Raw genomic sequence first — 25226 nt, forward strand, 5'->3', positions numbered from 1 at the left:
ACTGTACCAATACAGTTGTGTGTTTTTTTGTTGCTTAACGAAAGATTCACATTTTCAAAAAATGGACTTTAATAAAAATTTCACATTTAATAAACGTTGATATATAAACTGTTTTTATTTATTTAGCTTATTTAAAATCAATTTTGTTAAAAATAATTCTTGTAAATGCTTGCAATGAAACAGCTTTGTGTTATACTATTCACGTAAAGCTGTTACACTAAGTGAACAGAAATTTTAAGGAGGTCCATCAAATGGAACAATGGAATGGATTTAAAGGAAAAACTTGGAAAGAAGAAGTAAACGTACGCGACTTCATCCAAGAAAACTACACACCTTATGACGGAACAGACGAATTCTTGGCTGGCCCAACAGAAGCAACAACGAAGCTTTGGGATCAAGTTATGGATTTGAACAAGCAAGAACGTGACGCTGGTGGCGTTTTAGACATGGATACTAAAAACGTTTCAACAATCACTTCACACGGTCCTGGCTATTTGAACAAAGAGTTAGAAACTGTTGTTGGTTTCCAAACTGACAAACCTTTCAAACGCAGCTTGCAACCTTTCGGTGGTATCCGGATGTCAGAACAATCAGCTGAATCTTACGGCTACGAAATCGATCCTGAAATTTCTCATATTTTCCGTGACTATCGTAAAACTCACAACCAAGGCGTATTCGATGCTTACACTCCTGAAATCAGAGCTGCTCGTCGTTCTGGTGTTATTACTGGACTTCCTGATGCTTATGGTCGTGGACGTATCATCGGTGACTACCGTCGTGTAGCATTGTATGGTGTGGACTACTTGATCAAAGAAAAACAACAAGACTTGTTGTATTGCGGCAATGGCACGATGTCTGACGATATCATTCGCCAACGTGAAGAATTAAGTGAACAAATTCGTGCATTAAGCGAATTAAAAGAACTTGGAAACATTTATGGTTTTGATATTTCTCAACCTGCACAAACTGCAAAAGAAGCTTTCCAATGGTTATACCTTGGTTATCTAGCAGCTATCAAAGAACAAAACGGTGCAGCAATGTCTCTAGGACGTACATCAACTTTCTTGGATATCTATGTCGAACGTGACCTTAAAAACGGCGTGATCACAGAAGAAGAAGCACAAGAAATCGTTGACCATTTCGTAATGAAACTTCGTCTAGTGAAATTTGCTCGTACACCTGAATACAATGCATTGTTCTCTGGTGACCCAACTTGGGTAACAGAATCAATCGCTGGGATGGGTGAAGACGGACGCCACATGGTTACAAAAAACAGCTTCCGTTTCTTACACACACTAGCAAACTTAGGACCAGCTCCAGAACCAAACTTGACTGTTTTGTGGTCAACACGCTTGCCACATAACTTCAAAACATTCTGTGCGAAAATGTCTATCCAAACTTCAGCGATCCAATATGAAAACGATGATGTAATGCGCGGCCATTGGGGCGACGATTACGGTATCGCATGTTGTGTATCTGCAATGCGTATTGGTAAACAAATGCAATTCTTCGGCGCTCGTGCGAACTTAGCGAAAACATTGTTGTATGCAATCAACGGTGGGGTCGATGAAAAATCAAAAGCACAAGTTGGACCTAAATTCCAACCAATCACTTCAGAATACCTTGAATACAATGAAGTAATGGAAAAATATGACACAATGATGGACTGGATCTGTGACTTGTATGTCAATACATTGAACATCATCCATTACATGCATGATAAATATTCTTACGAACGTATTGAAATGGCCTTGCAAGATACTGACATCTTGCGTACAATGGCTACTGGTATCGCTGGATTCTCTGTAGCAGTTGACTCATTGTCTGCTATCAAATATGCGAAAGTTCGTACAATCCGTGACGAAAACGGCATTGTTGAAGATTACGAAATCGAAGGCGACTATCCTAAATATGGAAACAACGATGACCGCGTAGACGACATCGCAGTGAACTTATTGAAAACCTTCATGAAGAAAGTTAAACGTACGAAGACTTACCGTAACTCAAAACATACAACATCGATCTTAACGATCACTTCAAACGTTGTTTATGGTAAGAAAACAGGAAATACTCCTGATGGACGTCGTGCTGGTGCACCATTTGCTCCAGGTGCGAACCCAATGCACGGCCGCGATACACACGGTGCTTTGGCTAGTCTTTCATCAGTTGCGAAATTGCCATATGATTACTCATTAGATGGTATTTCAAACACATTCTCAATCGTACCAAAAGCGTTGGGACGTGACGACGAAACACAACAAGAAAACCTAGCAACAATGTTGGATGGTTATGCAGCAAAAGGTGGACACCACTTGAATATCAACGTATTCAACCGTGACACATTGCTTGATGCACAAGCACATCCAGAAAAATACCCACAATTAACGATTCGTGTATCTGGTTATGCCGTTAACTTCATCAAGTTGACAAAAGAACAACAAGATGACGTAATTGCACGTACAATGCACGAAGCAATGTAAAATAGCACCAAACAAGGCGGCGGATGGAACATTCCGCCGCCTATTGTTATGAATCACTGCGATTGCGAAGCAGAGCAGATGATGAATAATACTAGGGGAACGAAGTGACCGTAGTGTAACCGAAGCCCGAAGGGAATCACTGCGATTGCGGCAGCAGAGCAGATGATGAATAATACTAGGGGAACGAAGAGACCGTAGTGTAACCAAAGCCCGAAGGGAATCATTGGGATTGCCTGATGAAGCGGAATAAGATTGTTTATTCAGCAAGCGGTTGTCTTCTTGGGATTTTACACTAGGATCAAACGTCACCAAAAGAATAAAATTTATTTTTAGTTTCTTATTTTTAGTTTCTTCAAGAAAGGAAGAGCACCATGTCAGTAACAGGACATATTCATTCAACAGAAAGTTTCGGATCAGTGGATGGACCAGGTATTCGCTTTATTGTCTTTATGCAAGGATGTCGGATGCGCTGTGAATTTTGTCATAATCCAGATACATGGAAAATCGGCAGCGGTATTGAACGGACAACAGATGATGTACTGGAAGAAGCCCTCAAATATCGAGAATTTTGGGGAGAAAAAGGCGGCTTGACAGTTAGTGGCGGAGAACCATTGCTTCAGCTAGACTTCTTGATCGATCTTTTCCGAAAAGCGAAAGCTGCAGGAGTGAACACAACCTTAGATACTTGCGGAAAACCCTTTACTCGGGAAGAACCATTTTTCAGCAAATTTCAAGAGTTGATGACTGTCACTGACTTGCTATTATTTGATATCAAGCACATAGATAATGACGCGCATAAGAAGCTGACTACTCAATCCAACGATAACATTTTAGAGATGGCGACGTATTTATCAGAAATCAATAAACCTGTTTGGATTCGCCACGTGTTGGTCCCATTCAGAAGTGATTATGATGAATTTTTGATTCGCTTAGATGCCTTTATCAAAACATTGAAAAATGTAGATAAAGTTGAGATTTTGCCTTATCATACAATGGGCAAATATAAATGGGATGAATTAGGGCTGAAATATCCTCTTGAAGGGATTGAGCCGCCAACCCAAGATCGTGTAAGAAATGCAAAAGAATTGCTTCATGTCGATGATTATCAAGGCTACCTTACTCGGTAAAAAAGCGAAGAGAAGATAACTATTGATTCTTTCCCGTTTTTTGCTATCATTAGAGGGTGGAAAATCAATGAATTAGGAGCGATCATTATGTCGAAAATATTAGTATTTGGACACCAAAATCCTGATACGGATGCTATTGGAGCAGCGATTGCCTTTGCGCATTTGCAAAAGGAATTAGGAAAAGATACCGAAGCAGTTGCTCTGGGAACTCCCAATGAAGAAACGCAATTTGCTTTGTCTCATTTTAAACTTGAAGCCCCTCGTGTAATTGAAGGTCTTGCAGCTGGTTCAGAAGTGATGCTTGTGGATCACAATGAGTTTCAACAAAGCGCGGAAGGTATCGCTGAAGCAACCGTTTTAGCTGTAGTGGATCATCATCGAATTGCTAATTTTGAAACAGCGAATCCGTTGTACTATCGTGCAGAACCTGTTGGTTGTACTAGTACGATCGTTTTAAAATTATATCGGGAGGCAAATGTAGAGATTCCATCAGCGATTGCTGGAATCATGTTGTCTGCGATCATTTCAGATACACTGCTATTCAAATCACCTACTTGTACAGAGGAAGATGTGGCAGCTGCCAAAGAGCTAGCAACCATCGCCAATGTGGATTTAGAGGGTTATGGGTTAGAAATGCTTAAAGCAGGAACAAACTTAGCGACCAAAACAGCTGCAGAGTTATTGGATTTGGATGCGAAAAGCTTCCCAATGGCTGGGAAGAACCTTCGTATTGGTCAAGTCAATACGGTTGATTTAGAGGAAGTCTTTACCCGTCAAGCAGAGCTGGAAGCAGCAATGGAAGCGGAAAATCTGGCCAAAGGATACGATCTGTATCTGCTGGTTGTAACAGATATTTTAAACAGCAATTCTGAGTTGTTAGTGATCGGTGAACCAACTGCACCTGTGGAAGCGGCTTTCAATGTTGCATTGAAAGCAAATCGTGCGTTCTTACCAGGGGTTGTTTCTCGTAAAAAACAAGTGGTACCGCAATTAACAGAGAGCTTCAATAACGCGAATAATTAGTAGCCAACAGAAATACACTAGCAAAAAATGAATAGAGAAATCGGTCGGACAATCAGCAACTGCAATCTTTTCGTCTTAATGATGATAGGCATTTGGATAGCAGGAATCGCTAGTTGTCCGGCTGTTTTTGAATGGACCGTTCATTTTGCAGTGGAAATCGAAAGAGAGCAAAAGATATGAAATTTATTTATAGTAGGCATTATCAAGAAATTCAGAAAATCGTTGATTCAGAGCTGTTTTCAGAACTGATTCTTTTCTTGAACCAGCAACAAAAGCCACCAATCTTGCGGGAGTTAAAACAAGTCTTTCCTCAAAAGAATTTCGAAAAGACCTTGGATCAGTTGATCGCTGCTGGTGTGATTGGACGGAGTGATCGTCGCTATCATATCAACTTTCCTATTTACTCCAAGGAAGATCAACAGCGCAGTCGTGAGGGGCGTCAGCTGGTCGGCGAGCCATCAGCAGAATTGGACTTTCTTTTACGAAGTGGAAACAATCACCGCTTTTTCTATGCATGCGAGAAAGACGTGGTGCAAGGGTATATGTATCAGTTGACCCATGAATCATTCCAGCTTGTTTCCCTATCTCAGGAAAGATGGCCAGCGACAATCCCAGCATTTTTTGCTGCCAATCGACAGCTCCTGTCACTTCCAGTATATCAAGAAATGTTAAGCTTGATAGGCGATGTTGATGAAGCCTATTACTTGGATCAAATCAGTGTCATTTTTGAGCGGGTAACGAAACAACGGAAAATTCGGTCCAGTATTTTTTTGACTTCCCTTGTGCAAGCCACTATCCTTTTGCCAGATCATAGCTTCAATCTTCCACTGGTAGATGCAGCACTTCTGAAGGAAAATTCAGAGGATCTGATGGTAGATTTTTCTGAATTTGATCGGCGAACGTGGTTGGCAGATTACCTTGAAAAAACTGCTGATCCGCAGACGATTCTAATCGTTTAAATGATAAACTTCTAATGAATTCGTAATGAGAGAAAAAGTAAAAGAGAAAGAAATTGTTTAAATCCTTTGTTGGATAACGGTTTCTTTCTTTTTTTGTTGTTTCATAAAATTTGAAATTAATGAGAAAATAACGAGCGTATTAATTGATTGATCTCATTTGTGGTGGTATGATAACTTTAGAATTTTGAAAGGGGGCGTAAAAATTGGAAGGAATCAGAGCGTTTCATACCGAAGTGATTGAAGAAACAAAAAGTAAAGCAGAAATGATCACTTTTGTTTCGATGGCGGAAATTGAGCATGCACGTAAAGAACTTTGCGAAGCCGGTATGGAAGAAAGCCACTTTTCGGATGGAGAATTGATTTTTGCACTTAAACAAAAAAGTGAATATCAAGCGAACACAATCGTACCAATCGTGATCGATTGGTTGTTAATGAAAAATTATTTGTTGACTCCGGCCCAAGCGATTCGTTTTTTAACGAATAAATTAGGGCAGACAGAAGCACTATCACTGAAGGCATTAGGAGAACTTGAATTTGATGGCGATGGAAAATACTTTTTGATCGCGAGTCAATCAATGAATAAGCAAGATGAGAAAGTATACAAGGTATACACGGATGGGCAAGTGAAAGAACTTTGGCGGGCGTGATACTTGAAAGCACCAAAAAGACAAGGTCATGCCTGTCTTTGAACGGATTAATCAAAGGTTGTGAGTCGTAGGTGAAACCAAATCAAAGAATTGTCTTTGCAAGTAGCCATGTGTTTATTTTTATTTTAAGTATGGTGGCGGCACTTTTATTTAGTTTAAAAGTTCCCAATACGTTTAATGAAAACCAAATATTCTCTGAAAATATTCATTTTTCAGACACAGTCTTTGATGTGGTCACAAGGCTTTTTTTATTGGGAATCTGCAGCTTGTACACCACGATCGCCAGCTTTTGGTCTTTTCGATCTTGGCCATATCTTTCAGTCGCAATTGGTTTGGCTTCAGTTTTTACCGCAGTGCAGATGAAAATTCAGTTCCATCCTTGGTTGTTCACATTATTTATGATCGTCGGTTTGTTTCAGGTAGGTGTTGCTTCTTATGTCATTTTTGCTTCAAAAAAGAGAAGTAGCACTGAAACAGGTTGAACCAATCGTGTTCAAGCTGTTTTTTTTCTGCCTTCAATGGCTTTGAAAAGAAGACAATCATCATGTAAGAGAAATAGAAGAATGGCTCCTTCTGTTTAGAATAGCCAAGGCTTTTACGTTACGAGAACTTTAATTTATGCTATTCTACATATAGAAGCAGTCATTAATAAAATGCCATCTGCCCGTGTTGCCTGCTAGAGGCTATTCCAATTGGTTTCATTTTGGAAGAAAGGCTTGATAGCTGGAGATAATGGGTGGATCTAAGAGGAGGTTTGACAAACGAGTGGAAAATGAACAAATGATTATAGCTGAGAAACAGTTTACCACCGGTGAAAATTTTTATTCGCAGCATCTTTTAGGGGTGCATCGAATAAAAGCTGGTTACGTCTTCCGAGTGTGGGCACCGAATGCACAAAATGTCTGGTTAGTAGGGGACTTCAATCAATGGGATAACTCTTTGCCAATGACGAAACGTTCAGAATCAGGAATTTGGGAAATCACCACAGATCTGCCTCAAGAAGGACAGCATTATAAATTCAACGTCAAACAAGCAGATGGACGTGAAATCATGAAAATCGACCCTTACGCGGTTTATTTTGAAGAACGTCCAGGAACAGCGGCAGTTTTACACACCGTGCCCGCCAAAAAATGGCGCGACGGCTTGTGGCAAGGACGCAAAAAACGCCAAAATCAATTCAAACGACCACTGAATATTTATGAAGTCCATGCAAGTTCTTGGAAACACCACGAAGATGGCACCCCTTATCGCTTTTCTGAATTAAAAGATGAACTTATTCCTTATCTCAAACAAATGGGCTATACCCATATCGAATTTATGCCATTGATGGAACACCCTTTAGGCACCTCGTGGGGCTATCAATTGATTGGCTACTTTGCGCTTAGCGCGTATTATGGCACACCAGAAGAATTTCAAGATTTTGTTGAAGCCTGCCATTTGGAAAATATCGGCGTTCTTGTTGACTGGGTACCAGGCCATTTTTGCGTCAATGATGATTGCTTGGCTTATTATGATGGAACACCGACCTTTGAATACCAAGATGCAGATCGGGCAAAAAATGTCCGCTGGGGGGCAATCAATTTTGATCTAGGAAAACCGCAGGTCCAAAGTTTCTTGCTTTCCAGTGCCCTTTTTTGGATCGAATTTTATCACATCGATGGGATTCGCGTGGATGCCGTTTCTAATATGATTTATCGGGACTACGATCAAGGTGTCTGGCAACCCAATCATGAAGGCGGCAATCGCAACTATGAAGGCTATTACTTTTTACAAAAATTGAATGCTGTAGTGAAATTGGCACATCCAGAAGTGATCATGATCGCAGAAGAAAGCACCTCGGAAACGAAAGTTACCGGACTGATCGAAGAAGGCGCCCTTGGGTTTGATTACAAATGGAATCTGGGCTGGATGAACGATGTCTTGCGTTTTTATCAAATGGATCCAATCTTTCGTAAGGATCATTTGAGTTTGTTGTCCTTTTCTTTCATGTACCGGATGAATGAAAACTATATTTTGCCGCTTTCTCATGACGAAGTTGTCCATGGCAAACGCAGTTTGATGCACAAAATGTGGGGAGACCGCTACAAACAATTTTCACAATTACGAAATTTGTATACCTACATGATGACCCACCCAGGAAAGAAACTGTTGTTTATGGGCAGCGAGTGGGGGCAATTTTTAGAATGGAAATATGATCATGGCTTGGAATGGAACGATTTATCAGATGAACTAAATCAGCGTATGCAGCAATTTACAAAGACATTAAATGAGCTGTATAAACAGGAGCGCTCGTTATGGGAAATCGAAGATCAAGAAGAATCATTGGTGGTCATTGATGCAGACAACTTAGCGGAAACCACATTGACCTATTTGCGACAAGGAAAAACCAAAAAAGACTTTGTGATCGTTGTTTTAAACCTGACACCGGTTGAGCGCCATGATTTCGCTATCGGCGTTCCTTATGAAGGAACCTACCGCGAAATATTGAATACCGAGCGTGACAGTTTTGGCGGTACTTGGACGCAAAATAATCAAGACCAACAGACAGAAGCGATTCCATTCAAAGACTTTCCGTATCAAATCAAAACAATTTTGCCAGCACTTGGGGCATTGATTATAAAACCAGAAAAGATTCAAATCACACGTAGGAAAAAATGAAAGGGGGGAGGAGCTTGATCCAAAAATCCATTTCAACCGACGAAGCACAGGATGATGCAGAACCTAGACAGGATTTTCAAAAATAGGTTTGATTATTGGAAACATGGCATCAGCGCATCGCAGCAGAAATCGGATTTTTGGCGGCTCTGAAAAAATGAAAACAGAGATGTTAGCAATGATCCTCGCAGGGGGACAAGGCACGCGGTTAGGGAAGTTGACCAAGAATATTGCCAAACCTGCCGTACCTTTTGGCGGTCGGTATCGTATTATCGATTTCACATTAAGCAACTGTGTCAATTCAGGAATCAAAAATGTTGGTGTGGTGACACAATATCAACCGTTGGCATTGAATAACCATATTGGAAATGGTTCAAGTTGGGGATTAGACGGTATTAGTACAGGGGTAACGATTTTACAACCTTATTCCAATTCCGAAGGTGGAAAATGGTTTGAAGGAACCGCTCATGCGATTTACCAAAATATCGCCTACATTGACGAAATGGATCCCCAATACGTCTTGGTGTTATCCGGGGACCATATCTACAAGATGGACTACGAAGAAATGTTGGAAAAACACAAGGAAAACAATGCATCACTGACGGTTGCCGTGTTGGAAGTACCGATGAAAGATGCTTCCCGCTTTGGTATCATGAATACAGATAAACATGATCGAATCATTGAATTCGATGAAAAACCAGCAGAGCCGAAAAGCAATTTGGCTTCTATGGGCATTTATATTTTTGACTGGGCACGTTTACGCAGCGTCTTGTTAAGCAATTATACAAAAGATGGCGAAATGGTCGATTTTGGGAAACATGTCATTCCGTCTTACTTGGAAAGTGGCGACAATGTTTTCGCGTATCGTTTTTCAGGGTATTGGAAAGACGTCGGTACCATCGACTCCCTGTGGGAAGCCAATATGGAATTTATTGATCCCGAAATGGAATTAGGCATTCGCGATAAAAATTGGCAAGTTTTCTCAAAAAATCCGATCGCACCACCACATTTCATCACAGAAACAGGTTCTGCAAAAAATTCGTTGATCATGGACGGTTGTTATGTTGCGGGTGATATTGAACATAGTATTTTATCGGAAAATGTTCAAGTCAAAGAAGGAACCTCAATCAAAGACAGTGTGGTTATGCCTGGGGCTGTCATTGGAAAAAATGTGACACTAAAACGCGCGATCATTGGCGAAAATGCAGTGATCGGTGATGATGCCGTAATAGACGGAACGGACGAAATCGCTGTTGTCGGTTATTCTGAAGTGATAGGAGTGACGATTGATGAGAACTAATAAAATGTGTGGCATTTTAGGCAGTCTGCATCGCTACCAAGAATTGATGCCTTTAACGGAAAATCGGCCGTTATCGACATTGTTGTTTGACTGTAAATATCGCTTGATTGATTTCAATTTATCAAGTATGGAAAATGCCAATATCAAACAAGTGTATATGATTTTTAACGAAGGAGAGACGCAATCCGTTTTTGACCACATTGGTGGCGGAAAAGAATGGAATTTAGATGGTGTTCAAAATCGTTTCTTTATTCATTTGTTCCAAGATTCATTGAAGCAACAAGCAGCGGGGCAAGAATATTACTATAGCGTGATTGATTACTTGGAAAAATCAAAATCAGAACACACCGTGTATATGGGCAGCAAAATTCTGTGCAACATCGATTTGCGTGCGTTGCTGAAAATCCATCAGTTACAGAAAAAAGAAATGACCGTCGTCTACAAACGGATCAGCAGCAACAATGTGAGTGAAAATGATTTGCTCTTATCAGTGGATGAAGAAGGTCATTTGAAGGATGCGGTCCCAGCGAAAAAGAGTGAGTCAGAAGACATGGTCAACCTTTGTACGGACATCTTTATCATCAAGACGGAACGTTTGATTGAAGCCTTGAAAGAAGGTCAAGCGAAGGGAGCTACACCAAACTTAGGCCGTTTCTTGCGTGAACGGATCTCTGTCGAAAATACTAGTGTGTATGAATATACAGGCTATTTAAGCAATGTTTACGATATTCAATCCTATTATCAAACCAACATGGATATGTTAGATGTTCATAAATTTACTTCATTGCTCTATTCCAATCAAAAAATTTACACCAAGTTGAAAAACGAAGTGCCAACCTATTATGCAGAAACCTCGGATGTCAAAAATAGTCATTTTGCTTCTGGGTGTATCGTGGAAGGGTCAGTGGAACGCTCACTTGTTGCCCGCAGAACAACGATCCATCCGAATGCGCATGTCAAAGACACGATCATTTTTGGCAATAATGAAATCAAAGAAGGCGCAGAAGTTTCCTATGCGATTCTCGATAAGAATGTTGTGATCGCAGAAGGTATCACAGTTAGAGGGACTCTGGAAGCGCCAATCGTGATCAAAAAAAATACCCATGTAACGGAAGATCTTATCGGAGGAGTAACCGCATGAAGGTTTTATTTGCAGCAGCAGAATGTGCACCATTTTTCAAAACAGGCGGATTAGGGGATGTCGTAGGGGCATTGCCTAAAGAGCTTGTAAAAAAAGGGGTAGAAACTGTCGTTGTCCTGCCATTTTTCACAAAAATGGCAGCGGAGTATCAGGAACAGTTGGAAGATTGTTTCTCATTTGAAGTCAATGTGGGCTGGCGGAAGCAGTATTGTGGGCTGAAGAAATTGGTCCGCAACGATGTGACCTACTATTTTATCGATAATCTGTACTATTTTGGTCGCGAAAATTTATACGATTATTATGATGACGGCGAACGGTTTGCCTTCTTTCAACTTGCCACCATTGAAATGATGGAGAGAGTGGATTTCATTCCTGACGTGATTCATGTCAATGATTACCACACAGCGATGATTCCTTTTCTTCTGAAAGAAAAGTATCATTGGATCAATGCTTATCAGAATATACGCACCGTTTTAACGATCCATAATATTGGCTTTCAAGGGTGGTACAGCCGAGACATCTTACCAGACTTGTTTGGTATGGGGACAGAGCGCTACGATGACGGGACCCTACGCTTGAATGATTGCCTGAATTTCATGAAAGCAGGAATTTTATATGCCGATCGCATTACGACGGTCAGCCCTTCGTATAGCGAAGAAATCAAAACACCAGAATTCGGCTGTGGGCTGGAAGTGATTCTAAGAATGGAATCTGGAAAATTGCAGGGGATCTTGAATGGGATTGACTATGAAACCAACGATCCTGCCACAGATCCTTTGCTGCCTTATCATTTCACTGCGGAGGAAATGTCTGGCAAAGCGGCGAACAAGCAAGAATTGCAACGATTGCTAGGGCTGCCAGAACGGGATGTACCGTTGATTACAGTGGTCAGTCGCCTGACTACTCAAAAAGGCTTCCATCTTGTGATGCCGGAAATGGAAAATCTGTTGCAGTTTGATGTGCAATTTGCACTGTTGGGAACCGGTGAAAGAGAATTTGAAGATGGTTTTCGTTATTTTGCTGCCAAGTACCCAGAGAAATGTGCCGCTGTGATTTCTTTTGATATTGCATTGGCGCAAAAGATGTATGCGGGAGCAGATTTATTCTTGATGCCTTCCTCTTTCGAACCTTGCGGGCTTTCGCAAATGATTGCCATGCGTTACGGGACATTGCCTGTGGTGCATGAGATTGGCGGACTGAGAGATACCGTAGAATCTTACAATCCAATCACCCAGCAAGGCACCGGCTTTGGGTTCCAAGAATTCACCCCGTTTTACTTGATGAATGCTGTGAAACAGGGAATCCTGCTTTATCAAGATGAGCCAAAAACGTGGCAATCTTTACAGGCACAAGCGATGAAAAAAGATTTTAGTTGGGACATTAGTTCTGAACAATATATTGATCTCTACCAAGAGATCAAAGTATAATCAAGTAGAAGACAGAAGTATTCATTAGTCTGAAAGTGGAGCAGGTTGGAAAGAACGACCTGGCGACAAAGGCGATTGGAGCTTCTGTCCTTTTTCATACCAACCAGTCATAAAGGAGTGAATCATTCATGGAGAAAGCCACCTTGCAAGAATTATTAGAAAGCCGATTGAAAGATATCTTTTCGATCGAGATCGCTGAAGCATCCCCACAGGAATTATTTTTAGCTTTAGCGAATGTTGTCAGAAGCTGCTATGCGGATGATTGGAGCCAAACGCGAAAAAATCTGCTAGTTGAACAGCAAAAACAAGCCTATTATTTTTCAATCGAATTTTTGCCGGGAAAACTGCTGAAAAGCAATCTGCTGAATTTGGGGTTGTTGGATACTGCAGAAGCTGTTTTTAATGAGCTGTCCTTTTCACTGGATGAGGTGGCTGAAGTTGAACAGGACATGGCGCTAGGAAATGGTGGACTGGGGCGTTTGGCTTCCTGCTTTATGGATTCTCTGGCTTCATTAGGATTGCCGGGAAATGGGAACGGCATTCGTTATAATTATGGGCTTTTTAAGCAAAAATTTGTCGATGGACATCAAGTCGAATTGCCAGATGACTGGTTGCGTGCCGGAAATGTCTGGGAAGTACGAAAAGAAAGTAAAGCTGTCGATATCCAATACGGCGGCGAAGTATATTTGATTGAAGATGAACACGGAAGATTACGTCCAGAACGCCATGGCGGCTATACGTGGCGAGCAGTCCCTTATGATACCGGAATGGTTGGTTACCAAAATGATATGATCAATACATTACGACTATGGAGTGTCGAGGTTCCTGCAGCGGAAGAAGCCAAGTATGCCACAATCGAGTCCCGCCGTTCATTGGAAGATTTGACCGCTGTGTTGTATCCAGATGATTCCAATGAAAGAGGCAAGAAAACGCGACTGATGCAGGAGTACTTCTTTGTTTCAGCTGGGATGCAAAGTATCCTTCGTTACTACCTTAAATTGAATCACCCACTGACCATGATGAGTGAAAAGATCGCTATCCATATCAATGATACCCATCCTGCGCTTTGTGTCACAGAATTGATGCGGTTGCTGCTGGACGAACATGACTTGTCTTGGGAACAAGCTTGGGCTATCACAGTAAAAGTTATGAGTTACACCAACCATACGATCATGGCGGAAGCGTTAGAAAAATGGCCGATTGATCTCTTCAAGGAAGTGTTGCCTCGCAATTACCAAATCATTGAAGAAATCGATCGTCGTTATCTCGAAGAATACGCAGAAGTCCATGAAGCCTCATTGCTTGAGCGAACGCGGATCATTATTGATGATCAAGTCCATATGGCGCACTTAGCAATTATTGGCAGCCATAGTGTCAACGGTGTGGCAAAACTGCATTCCGATTTGTTGAAATCCGTCGTGCTGCATGATTTTTATCAGATTTTTCCGGAACGTTTTAATAATAAAACCAATGGGATTGCACAACGTCGGTGGTTACAACTAGCTAATCGCCCCTTGGCAAAGGTTTTGGACACCACTATTGGAACCAGTTGGCGTACCAATCCGCAAGACTTGCAACTATTGAAAAACTACCAAGAAGATCCCGCCGTCCTCCAACGATTGGCAGATGCAAAATTGGCGAATAAACAAGCCTTAGCCGAATATATTCAGCAGACAACCGGGATCGAAGTGGATCCCACCGCGATTTTTGATGTTCAAATCAAGCGGCTCCATGCCTATAAACGTCAGCTGCTGAATGTGATGCATATTTTGAAACTCTACTTTGACTTGAAAGATGACCCTCAAACACCGATTCATCCAAGAGTCTTTATTTTCGGAGCAAAGGCTGCCCCTAGTTATCATTATGCCAAAGCCATCATTAAAGTGATCAATGAGGTGGCCAATCTGATCAATCATGATCCAGCGATCAATGACAAACTGAAAGTCGTCTTTTTGGAAAATTACAACGTGACATTAGCGGAACGGATCATTCCCGCCGCAGATGTTAGTGAACAAATCTCCTTAGCCTCAAAAGAAGCTTCCGGTACTAGCAACATGAAATTGATGTTGAACGGGGCAGTTACGATTGCGACATTGGATGGTGCCAACATCGAGATTCGAGATGCGATTGGGGATGAGAACATCGCTATTTTCGGATTAACTGAGGAAGAGGTCTATGCTTATTATGCCCAACAGAACTATTCTGCTTATGGGTATTATGAAGAGGATCCTGTACTGCAACGGGTCGTGAATGCCTTTATTGACGGGACGATTCCTAATATTGAAAGAGAAGGCCGAGAAGTGTTTGATTCACTGTTGAAATACAATGATGAATACTTCTTATTGAAAGATTTCAAATCTTATTGTGATGCCCAATATCGGGTGGATTTAGCCTACAAAGACCAGCAGCGTTGGCAGGCGATCAGTTTGATGAACATCGCCAATGCCGGCAATTTTTCTGCGGATTATACCGTGCAAAATTATGCTGATGACATCTGGCAGATCGAACCATTGTACGCCCATGTCAAAGAGCCAAATTCAGCCAGCCTGACTTGATGTTCGATTGGATCCATCAGTGAATGATTCAAAAAGGAGCCGCAGCTTTCGTGAATTATTCTCTGAAATATGATATGATTATAAAAAATCGCAACCAGAGGATGAGTGAATTGGCAAATTATTTAGATGTGAAACGCAAACATTTTCGTTTTCCAGCATATGATGACCAAGAAGGTGTCAAGCTGCAACCCAAAAATAAAGGAGCCTTCAGTCAAGCGGATGATTGGATCTTGACAGAAATAAAAGACAAACCTAGCACCAGCGGTCAAGAAATGGACGCTGCACGCTCGCTGCGGCGGAAGGTTCCTTCCAGTCACTCCAATTATGGTCATAGCATTCGGCAAAAAGAAGAACTAGCGCAGCATCGTGCCAATTTGCCTAGCTATGGCAAACGACCAATACAAGAAAATACCCCTACAGGGAAAACAAATCTTTTTGGCAATGAGAAGCGGCGCTCTTCTTATCAAGTGACTAGTAAAGTCGAGCAGGCTGAAGCACCAGCACCAAAAAAAAATGAGTATTCTGGCAGATCGTATTTTGTACCGAAGTATATTCCTGCATCTATTATCCCAGAGCAGGAAAAAGAAGAAATCACCTCAGAAGAAGTCATGGATTCTATGGAGAAACCCCGCGAATCTTATTTGCTTTTTGATACTGAACCAGCAGCCTATCAAGTGAAAGAAGGCAACGATCCTACTGTTAAAAAGTTTAATCGTCCGCAATCTGTGGGTATGACTCGGCGAGAATTTCGAGGCATGAACAAGAAGAATGGGGACAAAAGAGCAGTGCTAGATCGCTCATTAGCAGGTATGATTGAAGAAGGACAAGCGGAAGGCAATCAAAACGGCTATTTTCGGAACTGATCCGCTGTTGTTCTGAAAAATATCTGATTCTGCCACTCATTCTAAGGCTAAAAAAGCAATGCAAAACAATCCATTAAACAACTATCCGAATCCTAGATGAAAGTTGCCTTAGCAGCTTGCGCAAAAGGGCTAGCTGCTAACAGCAGTTGAACTTGTCTTCGATTCGGATAGTTTTTTTCGTTTGCTTATTGAATGTGTTGATATGTTCCTGCAGGAAGGCGCGAGCTAGCTCTTCGCTAAAAGCAGAGGACTTTCAAAAATTGCACAACAAAAATAGCAGGAAGGATCACCACAAAAAGTACAGCGAAAAAGAATTTCGTCTGTTCCAGAAAGCTATGGGCTTTTTGGTTTTTGATCCACGATTGTTTGGCTAAAAAAAGCAGAAGATTGTTCCTCCCTGCTCAATTAGTTTCACTTTTGAGTGGCTTTTGCTATTCTTAATTGAGGAGGGATACGGCATGGAAATTGATTTGCAAATGTTAGCGATGATCTTCTTTATCAATCTGGCTTACGTCACATTGAACACGATCCGTTTTTTATTAACGATGAAAGGGTATCGATTGATTGCGCCATTGGTGAGTATGGTCGAGATCACGATCTATATTTTAGGCTTGTCGATGGTATTGGACCGTTTGGATAATCCCTTAAACCTGTTGTTTTATGCGTTAGGGTATGCTGCCGGGGTCAGTATCGGCATCAAACTCGAAGATCAGTTGGCTTTGGGCTATACGATGGTCACGGTGATTTTGCCCACCAACACAGATGAAGAAAAGAATTTACCAAAGATCCTGCGTCAAGAAGGCTACGGGGTCACACAAAGTTATGGGGAAGGATTGGAAGGACCGCGATTGATCCTAGAAATTCTCTCCCAGCGCAAAAGTGAAAAGAAATTATTTCAAACGATCAAACAAGTCGAAGAACGGGCGTTTATCATCAGTTATGAACCCAAATATATCTCTGGCGGCTTTTGGACGAAAAAGGTCAGTCGTAGAGAAGCACGTATGAAAAAAGAACAAGTGAAAAAAAATCAATAGACCTCTTGGCACCTCACATTTTCTATGGCAAAATAAGGCATTGATTTGGAAGGAAGCGAATTTGAATGGAAAAACAAGCAAACGGTATGATGGCGGTGATTGCGGCACTCATCTCGAATATTTTAGTTGCCATCAGCAAGTTTGTCGGCTACGCATTAAGCGGCAGTGCAGCAATGCTGAATGAAAGTATTCATAGCGTGGTGGATTGCAGCAATCAAATCTTTCTTTTGATTGGTGACAAACGATCAACGAAAGGCCAAAGTGACCTTCACCAATTTGGCGAAGGACGAGCAAAATATTTTTTTAGTACGATCGTAGCAATGATGCTGTTTTTTGGTGGGGGCGCATTAGGTGTGATGGAGGCTTTTGAGAAGCTGCTGCACCCGGCCCATGAAGTTGGTAATACTTGGCTAGTGATTGGTATTTTGATCTTCGGTCTAGTAGTAGAAGGCAGTTCTTTGTGGATCGCAATCAAAGAGATTCGGACATTGAACGTGGAAAAACAACCGATTTACCGTTTTTTGAAAGAAAGTCGCCACAGTGAGATTCTAATTATCTTCACGGAAGACTTTTGTGCAGTGATTGGTTTGACGCTAGCGATGATAGGAACAATTTTGACCATGATTACTGGCAATGCTTTTTTTGATGCCTTTAGCGGTTTGCTGATCGGTATTTTGTTGATGGTCGCTGCTATCTTTTTAGCCCGTGAATTTTATAGTCTGCTGATTGGTGAAAGTGTGACTAAAAGAGACTTGTTGTTGATCAAAGAAGCTTTTAACCGTCCAGATGTCGATCGGTTGTTGGATATTAAAACCGTGCATCTAGGCCCATCAGAAGTCTTAGTCGCTGCCAAAATCGATATCACAGCAAAACAAGAAGAGATCGGCTATCAAATCATTAATGAGATCGAAGCAAAGATCCGCAGCTTGATGCCAGATAAAAAAATGTATATTTATATTGAAACAGATGAATATGATCCTCATTATATGGAGAAGCGGCGAAAACTTGTCCGACCGCAAGACTGATTTTTGTAGAACAAAGCTGTTTTTTTTGATACAATAGACAAGGATTATCTAAGATGAAGGAGAATAAACCATTATGATCAATGCAAGTGATTTAAGAGCAGGTATGACTTTTGTACAAGATGGCAAACTTATCAAAGTATTAGAAGCAAGCCATCACAAACCTGGTAAAGGAAATACAGTTATGCGTATGAAACTACGCGACGTTCGTTCAGGTTCAACCTATGATACAACTTTCCGTCCAGAAGAAAAATTTGAAAAAGCACATATTGACACGAAAGCCGTTCAATATTTGTACACAATGGACGATACAGCGTTCTTCATGGATTTGGAATCTTATGAACAATATGAAATTCCAGTTGAAGTGGTTGAAGAAGAAATGAAATATATTCTTGAAAACATGGAAGTGAAAATCCAATTCTTCGGTAGTGAAGTGATTGGGGTTCAATTACCATCATCAGTCATTTTGAAAGTCGTTGAGACACAACCATCAATCAAAGGTGCGACTGTAACTGGCTCTGGGAAACCAGCAACGATGGAAACGGGTTTGGTCGTCAATGTACCGGATTTTATTGAAGAAGGCGAATCGCTAGAAATCAATACGTCTGAAGGTACTTATATCAAACGCGCAAAATAATCATTTTCTAGAAGAGCCAAGGTTTTTAATGAACTTGGTTCTTTTTTTTTAGAAAGAAGGATCAAGATGAATGTACTTGTTGTGGCATTGTTTGCTTTTTTTGGTGGCATGACACGCTATTTTCTAGCTTCGGAATTGCCATCCTGGGGGATTTTTCCATTGGGCACATTACTGGCAAATTTTATTGGCTGTTTTATTTTTAGCTTTTTGGTCAAGCAGATCATGACCAAAAGACAAGTGAATGGCCGGCTGATTTTAGGCATGGGTACCGGATTTTGCGGTGCGCTGACAACCTTTTCTTCCTTTGCACTGGATACGATGCAACTGCTGCAAAAGCAAGCCTATGGCATGGCAGTTGGCTATTTACTCTTGTCGATTTTTGGTGGGGTGTTTTTTGTCTGGCTAGGCGAAGCCCTCGTTAGAAAGCAGGTGTAAGTATGGCTTATATTCTAGTAGGCGTTGGTGCAGCTATTGGTGCCGTGTTGCGATATGGTATCAATCGTTTCTTTGAAAAAAGACCGCATCCTTTTCCCAAAGCCACTTTACTGATCAATTTATCCGGCGCGTTGCTTTTAGGAATACTGGCTGGACTTCAGATTGACCAGCAACAGTATCTATTGTTGGGTACCGGGGTCATGGGCGGCTATACCACGTTTTCGACGATGACCATCGAATTAGTTTCATTGTATCGAATCAATCGTAGGTATTTTTATCTCTATTTTGTCAGTACGTATGTTGTTGGGTTGACAGCTAGTTTTATTGGACTGATGGTAGGCGCATCTTTGAATTGAAAAGGAGTAAATGATGATTGCATTAATGTCAGCAGAAATGTGGTTGAAAAGTGAATTTTTTTATTATTCAATTGTTCCGGTGCTACTCGTCGTTGGGCTGGTGGCACTCTTACTTTTACTGATTCTTTTGTTGTATCGGGAGAACCGGCGAAAGGGCTTGATCTGGCTGCCTATCGTGGTATTAGTGATTTGCGGCGGCGGTTTTTTGTTAGGGGATCATCTTTTTCAAGACTTCAAAAAAGACAATGCCCTGATCACCCCTAATATTCGTGACCGTGAAAAGCGTTTTATTGGCTATAAATATTACGACCAAAGCACGTTAGCGGCTTATCAGCGTATCCAAAATGAAGCCATTCCTTCGCTAGGGATCTATCAAGCAGAACCAGTTACTCGAGAAATCGAATTTCTGGGTATGGCTCATAACTCGGTTTATTTCAAACTAGGTGAGCAGTATTACTATTTGCGACAAGCGCCAGTTTTTGCTAAACAAGAACAGGCAGAGCTTAAAGGAGTTCAGTATCATCTGACTGAGTCCGCTTTTGCAGACATTGGCTTTTTTACAGAAACAAACAACTATCTAGAGGAGATTCTTTTACCTGAAAGCCAAAAAGATTTAGTCTATGAATCCATCGATGGTGTCTTGCCCAAAGAGTTCGGCAAGAATCAAACAGCGTGGGCACTTCCTATGAACCAGTAACACCGATCAATTGATGACAAAAAGGATCAGCGAATCTTCAAAGACGCGATCCTTTTTCAATAGTGTTGCTAGTGCTCAATGAGACACCAACACATTTTTTTCTTTCTGTTCAAGTAAGTAACGCTCTTTGTGTTTGCGAGCCAGTTTTTTAAAGGCGGCTTCTGCTTTGGTGGCTTCACTCCGGGTAGCAAAACTTTCCGCATGGATCATTTGCAAGGGGCGACGGCTAGCTGGATGGGTGTATTTGGCGCCGATGCCTTGATTGTGTTGGTGCAGCCGACGGGTCAAATCCGTGGTATAGCCACCGTAAAAGGTATTGTCTTTACAGAGCAAGACGTAGAAGTAATGGGTATCAGCTGCCATAAAGCATCCGACTCACTTCTTCACTGTAACTGCCATCCGCATGATAGGTGACCAGTGGAGAGGCGATTTTGAACCCGTCCGCTTTGCCATCTTTGATGCCTTCAATCAATAAAATATTGGCGTCTTTGCCGACTTTCGGATAGACGAAACGAACACGTTTTGGCGCGATCCGGTGCTTTCTCATACAGTCCAGAATATCCAGAAAACGATCCGGGCGATGGACCATCGCAAAGCGGCCGTTCATCTTCAAAGCTTTGCTGGCTGTATGCACGACCTCGTCTAACGTGGTCTCGATTTCATGACGAGCAATCGCCAGATAAGGATTTGGGTTTTTAACAGCAGTGGGAACATTTTTGAAATAGGGTGGATTGCAAACTAAAAGATCCACCGAGTCCGGTTGGATTTTGGTGAAAAGATTTTTTAGATCCAATGGATAAACCGTTATTTGTTCTTCCAGCCCATTCAAGTTTACACTGCGTTGGGCCATATCAGCTAATCGTTCCTGCAATTCCACTTGGTAGATATGAGCCGAAGTTTTACGACTAATAAACAAGCCTACGGCACCATTTCCGGCACATAGATCAACGATTCGTCCTCGTTTAGGAATCGTTGGAAAGTTTGCTAACAAGACGGCATCAAGGGAAAAAGAAAAGACCTCGCTGCTTTGAATGATTTTGATATCTTCCGCATATAATTGATCAATGCGTTCGTTTGATTGCAACATGAAAGCATACTCCTGTTCTAATTCATTTCCTTTGTATTATACTACGATTAAGAATAATCGGAAACGAGAAAAAAGGCTTGTCATTTGAAGCGTTTTTTTGCATACTTATAAAAGAAACTGGAAAGGAACGTGAGTATGTTTTTTAGCTTTATGCGTGGCGTGGTTCGGGTCATCTTGTTTTTGATCAACGGGAACGCTCGGTATCAAAACAAAGAGGTCTTACCACAAAATGAAAATTACATATTGGTCGCCCCTCACCGCACCTGGTGGGATCCCTTGTATCTAGCGGTAGCTGCTCGCCCCAAAAAGTTCAGCTTTATGGCAAAAGAAGAGTTGTTTAAGAATCCAATTCTGCGCTTTATTTTGATTCATGCGAATGCTTTTCCGGTAAAGCGTGACAAACCGGGACCAAGTGCAGTCAAAACACCGGTGAAAATCTTAAAAGATACAGATCTTAGTTTGATTATGTTTCCTAGCGGCACTAGACATTCCACTGCATTGAAAGGTGGCATGGCGTTGATTGCCAAGATGGCGAAGGTGAAAATCGTTCCCTCCGTTTATCAAGGACCACTGACTTTGAAAGATTTATTTAAACGCAGACGGGTCACTGTTCGATTTGGGGAAGCAATCGATATTAGTGATATCAAAAAAATGGATAAAGAAGGCTTAGCGGAAGTGGAGCGCCGTATCCAAGGGGCATTTACACAGCTCGACCAAGAAATTGATCCAACGTTTGTTTATGAAGTTTCCGAGAAGGAACGCTGATGCGTTTCTTCTTTTTTTTGAAGAAAGAAAAAGACGCAGCGAAAAGGCAGCAAGGAGAATATAGGTGATCAAAGAAACTTATTTGTCAAAGAAACAAGATGCCAGAAGCGGCTGCTTAGGAAATAAATGAACTGTCACAAAAATTTGAGAATCTATTTTCGGAAGTCGCTTTTTATTTCTTGAAGCTGACCACTTCTGGCATAAGCTCTTGACTATTAATAATTAGTCAACTGGTTGGGTTTCTTTTTCCAATTCATTTTTGTCATAGATTTTGACAAATGGGTAGTAAATGAGAATGGAGAGTGCAATCAAAAGAATATTTAAAATAACTGCTCGCCAATCTCCGCCGGTTGCTAGAAAAGCACCGATCGGCCCCGGCAATGTCCAAGGAGCATTGACCGTCACTTTATTGACCAAACCGGCTGAGGTTGCTAGCCAAGCGATCACACCATTGACTAACGGTGCAACAATGAAAGGTGGAATCAAAATCGGGTTCAAAACAATCGGCGTCCCGAAGATCAGCGGTTCATTGATGTTGAAAATTGCTGGAATCAATGCGGTTTTTCCTAGTTTTGAGCCAAATTCTGATTTTGCCCGAAAGGCAAGCAAAATTGCTAGGCCAATCGTTGAACCTGCGCCGCCTATCCAGATGAACCATTGATAAAATGGCTCAGCAGCAATATTGGGAATCACATCGCCAGAAGCTAACGCAGTGGTATTGCCTTCCAATAATTGCAGCCACAATGGCCGTGCTAGTGAACCAACGATCGATGCGCCATGGATCCCAAAGGACCAAAAGAATGTCGTTAAGAAAGTGATCAGCAGGACACTTGGTAAGCTATCTGCTGCACTGACTAAAGGATCCACGACTTTCGCTACGATGGTGTGCCAATCAAAGCCAATATAGTAGGTGATGGCTCCCATCCCTAGAATAATGATCAATGTTGGCGTCAACGCTTCAAAGGAGCGAGCAACCGCAGGAGGCACTTGTTCCGGCATGGTGATTTTGAATTTGGATTTATCGGTCAGACGATAAATTTCAACGGCTAGAATCGATGTAATGATGGCTACGAACATACCAGCACTGCCCAAATTTGCCATTGGCAAGACAAATCCTGCTGTACCAGCGGCCTCTAATGCTTCTGGAGGAATGTTGACTGGTGTAAAAGTCAGTAAAAAAGCCGTAGTGGCTAAAATCCCACCTGAGAGACCATCAAGTTTATAGGAACGGGCCAAACTAAAACCGATGCCGAATGCGGCATATAAACTCATAATATACATCGTCATGCGATAGGGCAGCAAGATGGTGGTGGCATGACTGGAAAGAAACTGATAGATCCCCCAATCTTGTGGAAGGGGAGGAAAAGCCAAAATCATAAAAAAGGAACTAACGATAATTAATGGCAAAGTCGAGATGATCCCATCCCGAACTGCCCGTAAATGCCGTTGGCTGCCCATTTTTTCCATAGGACCAGCTAAGTGCTGTTCTATGAACTGTGTAAATTTATCTAACATTTTTTTAACCTCCTGTGTAAACTTTCGTGTGAGAACTTTCAATGGCTACGTGCTAAAATGGTGCCGCTTGATTTTTAGGAAGCTTCATGTCGCCAAATGGATTCGGGATAATTTTTCCCAGAATCACGGATTGTTTCGCACCCGTCGCAGCAGGCGCATTATTTTTATGTCCGTGTAGGGTCTCATAACCTAAAAGGGCAAATGCCATAGCTTCTTTCGCATCGTTGGACCAACCTAAATCCTCTTGGGTAACCACTTTAATCTCAGCGGGTAAATAGTTGACTAGCATCTTTTTGAGCGTTGAATTATGGGCACCGCCGCCTGCTAAGATCACTTCAATGGGCCCACTAATCTTTGGAAAGACGAAGCGCCGATAGCTGTCGGCAATCGAGTAGGCGGTAAAATCGGTCACTGTGGCTACTAAGTCCACAGGTTTTTCTGCGGAATAATCCGCCAAGAGTTGATCAGTGAATACTTCGCCGAATAGTTCCCGTCCAGTGCTCTTAGGGGGTGCTTGATCAAAATAGGAATGATTTCTTAATTGTCTTTGCAATTTAGGAATAATGGTTCCCTGTTGAGCAATTTTTCCTTCTGCATCGTAAGGAAGTTGAAATAATTGATGCATCAATTCGTCAATGATCATATTTCCAGGACCGGTATCAAAAGCGATAAGATCACTTAGAGTGCCATTTTTCGGTAAGACGGTTACATTGCCGATGCCGCCGATATTTTGCAGCAAGCGGGTTTTATCAAGGGAGCGATACAAGAGATAATCAGTATAAGGGACCAACGGCGCTCCTTGACCGCCGGCAGCCATATCCATCACCCGAAAATCTGCCACGACAGGTGTTCCAAGCCCATAGGCAATTATCGATGGTTCACCGATCTGTAGTGTACTGGAAATAAGTGGATTGTCCGACGGGGCATGCCAAATGGTTTGTCCGTGACTAGCAACAAAGCCAATCGTATTTTCAGCGACGTTTGCTTCTTGGCAAACCTGACGACAAGCAGCGAGAAAGGCATAACCGAGTTCGACATTTAACTGACAGATCAATGGAACAGAAGAAGTTGCTGGATCACAAGCTTGTTTGATTTTTTGCCGCAGTTCTTGCGAAAACACCGCTGTTGTAAATTGCTTCAGGCGAATCACTGGCTGTGCAGGAGTATCGATTTCTACTAATGCGGCATCGATGCCGTCTAAACTCGTTCCTGACATAAGGCCAATTCCCAACATTGTTTTTCCTCCTTTTCTTTAGAGCCATTGAAACCGAATTCATTTTATTGCGGGGGGATTGAATTCGGTTTCAATGCTATCTTTATTGTAGAGGATGTGTAATTAAATTTCAAATAATGTTACATAAAAAGAAATATAATTTCAATATTTAGCGAATTTTTTGCGTGGATTCTTTTAGGTACAGAGCTAAAAGTGATTCTCAGGCAGAGAAGATCGTCTAGCACATTCTATTCATAATAGGAAAGTGGTATAATGTTGGGAAGGATA

Annotated in this window: 23 protein-coding genes; 19 read left to right on the forward strand and 4 right to left on the reverse strand. The window is 41.7% G+C overall.

Annotation, left to right across the window (positions count from 1 at the left end; genetic code table 11):
* The first annotated feature begins 251 nt into the window (after positions 1 to 251).
* From pflB to Q0A12_RS00390, 18 genes are all read left to right on the forward strand, one after another.
* Complete coding sequence (pflB, locus tag Q0A12_RS00305; RefSeq protein ID WP_291290735.1) at positions 252 to 2480, forward strand: formate C-acetyltransferase; 2229 nt, start codon at positions 252 to 254, stop codon at positions 2478 to 2480.
* Positions 2481 to 2851: 371 nt separating this feature from the next.
* Entirely contained in the window at positions 2852 to 3607 is a 756-nt protein-coding gene (pflA, locus tag Q0A12_RS00310) for a pyruvate formate-lyase-activating protein (RefSeq protein ID WP_291290736.1), read from the forward strand.
* Positions 3608 to 3694: 87 nt separating this feature from the next.
* Entirely contained in the window at positions 3695 to 4630 is a 936-nt protein-coding gene (locus Q0A12_RS00315; RefSeq protein ID WP_291290737.1) for a manganese-dependent inorganic pyrophosphatase, read from the forward strand.
* Between the two features lie 176 nt (positions 4631 to 4806).
* Positions 4807 to 5589 carry a DUF1803 domain-containing protein gene (locus Q0A12_RS00320; protein ID WP_291290738.1) on the forward strand — a complete coding sequence of 261 codons (783 nt, stop codon included), beginning with the start codon at positions 4807 to 4809 and terminating at the stop codon, positions 5587 to 5589.
* A gap of 203 nt (positions 5590 to 5792) precedes the next feature.
* The gene (locus Q0A12_RS00325; RefSeq protein WP_291290739.1) at positions 5793 to 6236 is read left to right on the forward strand and encodes a hypothetical protein; all 444 of its coding nucleotides are present in this window, start codon (positions 5793 to 5795) and stop codon (positions 6234 to 6236) included.
* A gap of 71 nt (positions 6237 to 6307) precedes the next feature.
* The gene (locus Q0A12_RS00330) at positions 6308 to 6718 is read left to right on the forward strand and encodes a hypothetical protein (protein WP_291290740.1); all 411 of its coding nucleotides are present in this window, start codon (positions 6308 to 6310) and stop codon (positions 6716 to 6718) included.
* A 250-nt stretch (positions 6719 to 6968) separates the two neighbouring features.
* Positions 6969 to 8894, forward strand: coding sequence for a 1,4-alpha-glucan branching protein GlgB (glgB, locus tag Q0A12_RS00335; protein WP_291290741.1), 1926 nt, complete (start codon positions 6969 to 6971; stop codon positions 8892 to 8894).
* 154 nt (positions 8895 to 9048) lie between these two features.
* Entirely contained in the window at positions 9049 to 10191 is a 1143-nt protein-coding gene (locus tag Q0A12_RS00340) for a glucose-1-phosphate adenylyltransferase (protein WP_291290742.1), read from the forward strand.
* Entirely contained in the window at positions 10181 to 11332 is a 1152-nt protein-coding gene (gene glgD, locus Q0A12_RS00345) for a glucose-1-phosphate adenylyltransferase subunit GlgD (RefSeq protein ID WP_291290743.1), read from the forward strand. The genes Q0A12_RS00340 and glgD overlap by 11 nt, the downstream gene beginning before the upstream one ends.
* Complete coding sequence (gene glgA / locus Q0A12_RS00350; protein WP_291290744.1) at positions 11329 to 12759, forward strand: glycogen synthase GlgA; 1431 nt, start codon at positions 11329 to 11331, stop codon at positions 12757 to 12759. Before glgD ends, glgA begins: the two co-directional genes overlap by 4 nt.
* Positions 12760 to 12887: 128 nt before the next feature.
* On the forward strand, positions 12888 to 15314 hold the full coding sequence (locus Q0A12_RS00355) for a glycogen/starch/alpha-glucan phosphorylase (protein WP_291290745.1): 2427 nt from the start codon (positions 12888 to 12890) through the stop codon (positions 15312 to 15314).
* Between the two features lie 101 nt (positions 15315 to 15415).
* Positions 15416 to 16177, forward strand: coding sequence for a hypothetical protein (locus Q0A12_RS00360; RefSeq protein WP_291290762.1), 762 nt, complete (start codon positions 15416 to 15418; stop codon positions 16175 to 16177).
* A 458-nt stretch (positions 16178 to 16635) separates the two neighbouring features.
* Entirely contained in the window at positions 16636 to 17211 is a 576-nt protein-coding gene (locus Q0A12_RS00365) for a DUF2179 domain-containing protein (RefSeq protein WP_291290746.1), read from the forward strand.
* 65 nt (positions 17212 to 17276) lie between these two features.
* On the forward strand, positions 17277 to 18236 hold the full coding sequence (locus Q0A12_RS00370) for a cation diffusion facilitator family transporter (RefSeq protein WP_291290747.1): 960 nt from the start codon (positions 17277 to 17279) through the stop codon (positions 18234 to 18236).
* A gap of 73 nt (positions 18237 to 18309) precedes the next feature.
* A complete protein-coding gene (efp, locus tag Q0A12_RS00375) occupies positions 18310 to 18870 on the forward strand; it encodes an elongation factor P (RefSeq protein ID WP_291290748.1) in 561 nt (186 codons plus the stop codon).
* A gap of 66 nt (positions 18871 to 18936) precedes the next feature.
* The gene (gene crcB, locus Q0A12_RS00380; protein WP_291290749.1) at positions 18937 to 19305 is read left to right on the forward strand and encodes a fluoride efflux transporter CrcB; all 369 of its coding nucleotides are present in this window, start codon (positions 18937 to 18939) and stop codon (positions 19303 to 19305) included.
* Positions 19306 to 19307: 2 nt separating this feature from the next.
* Complete coding sequence (locus Q0A12_RS00385; RefSeq protein WP_291290750.1) at positions 19308 to 19661, forward strand: CrcB family protein; 354 nt, start codon at positions 19308 to 19310, stop codon at positions 19659 to 19661.
* A 13-nt stretch (positions 19662 to 19674) separates the two neighbouring features.
* A complete protein-coding gene (locus Q0A12_RS00390) occupies positions 19675 to 20358 on the forward strand; it encodes a hypothetical protein (RefSeq protein WP_291290751.1) in 684 nt (227 codons plus the stop codon).
* Between the two features lie 75 nt (positions 20359 to 20433).
* Here the strand turns inward: Q0A12_RS00390 and Q0A12_RS00395 are convergent, their stop codons facing one another.
* A complete protein-coding gene (locus Q0A12_RS00395; protein WP_291290752.1) occupies positions 20434 to 20721 on the reverse strand; it encodes a GIY-YIG nuclease family protein in 288 nt (95 codons plus the stop codon).
* Positions 20711 to 21445 (reverse strand): tRNA1(Val) (adenine(37)-N6)-methyltransferase, encoded by a 735-nt coding sequence (locus tag Q0A12_RS00400; RefSeq protein ID WP_291290753.1) that lies wholly within the window; start codon positions 21443 to 21445, stop codon positions 20711 to 20713. The genes Q0A12_RS00395 and Q0A12_RS00400 overlap by 11 nt, the downstream gene beginning before the upstream one ends.
* Positions 21446 to 21580: 135 nt before the next feature.
* On the opposite strand from Q0A12_RS00400, the gene Q0A12_RS00405 reads away from it, so the two are divergent.
* Positions 21581 to 22210: a 1-acyl-sn-glycerol-3-phosphate acyltransferase gene (locus tag Q0A12_RS00405; protein ID WP_291290754.1), complete on the forward strand. Its 630-nt coding sequence runs from the start codon at positions 21581 to 21583 to the stop codon at positions 22208 to 22210.
* Between the two features lie 222 nt (positions 22211 to 22432).
* On the opposite strand, the gene Q0A12_RS00410 is transcribed toward Q0A12_RS00405, so the two are convergent.
* The gene (locus Q0A12_RS00410) at positions 22433 to 23725 is read right to left on the reverse strand and encodes a PTS sugar transporter subunit IIC (RefSeq protein WP_291290755.1); all 1293 of its coding nucleotides are present in this window, start codon (positions 23723 to 23725) and stop codon (positions 22433 to 22435) included.
* 52 nt (positions 23726 to 23777) lie between these two features.
* On the reverse strand, positions 23778 to 24959 hold the full coding sequence (anmK, locus tag Q0A12_RS00415; protein WP_291290756.1) for an anhydro-N-acetylmuramic acid kinase AnmK: 1182 nt from the start codon (positions 24957 to 24959) through the stop codon (positions 23778 to 23780).
* Positions 24960 to 25226: the final 267 nt, after the last annotated feature.

Source organism: Enterococcus sp., from assembly GCF_022711995.1.
Taxonomy (GTDB): Bacteria; Bacillota; Bacilli; order Lactobacillales; family Enterococcaceae; genus Enterococcus_D.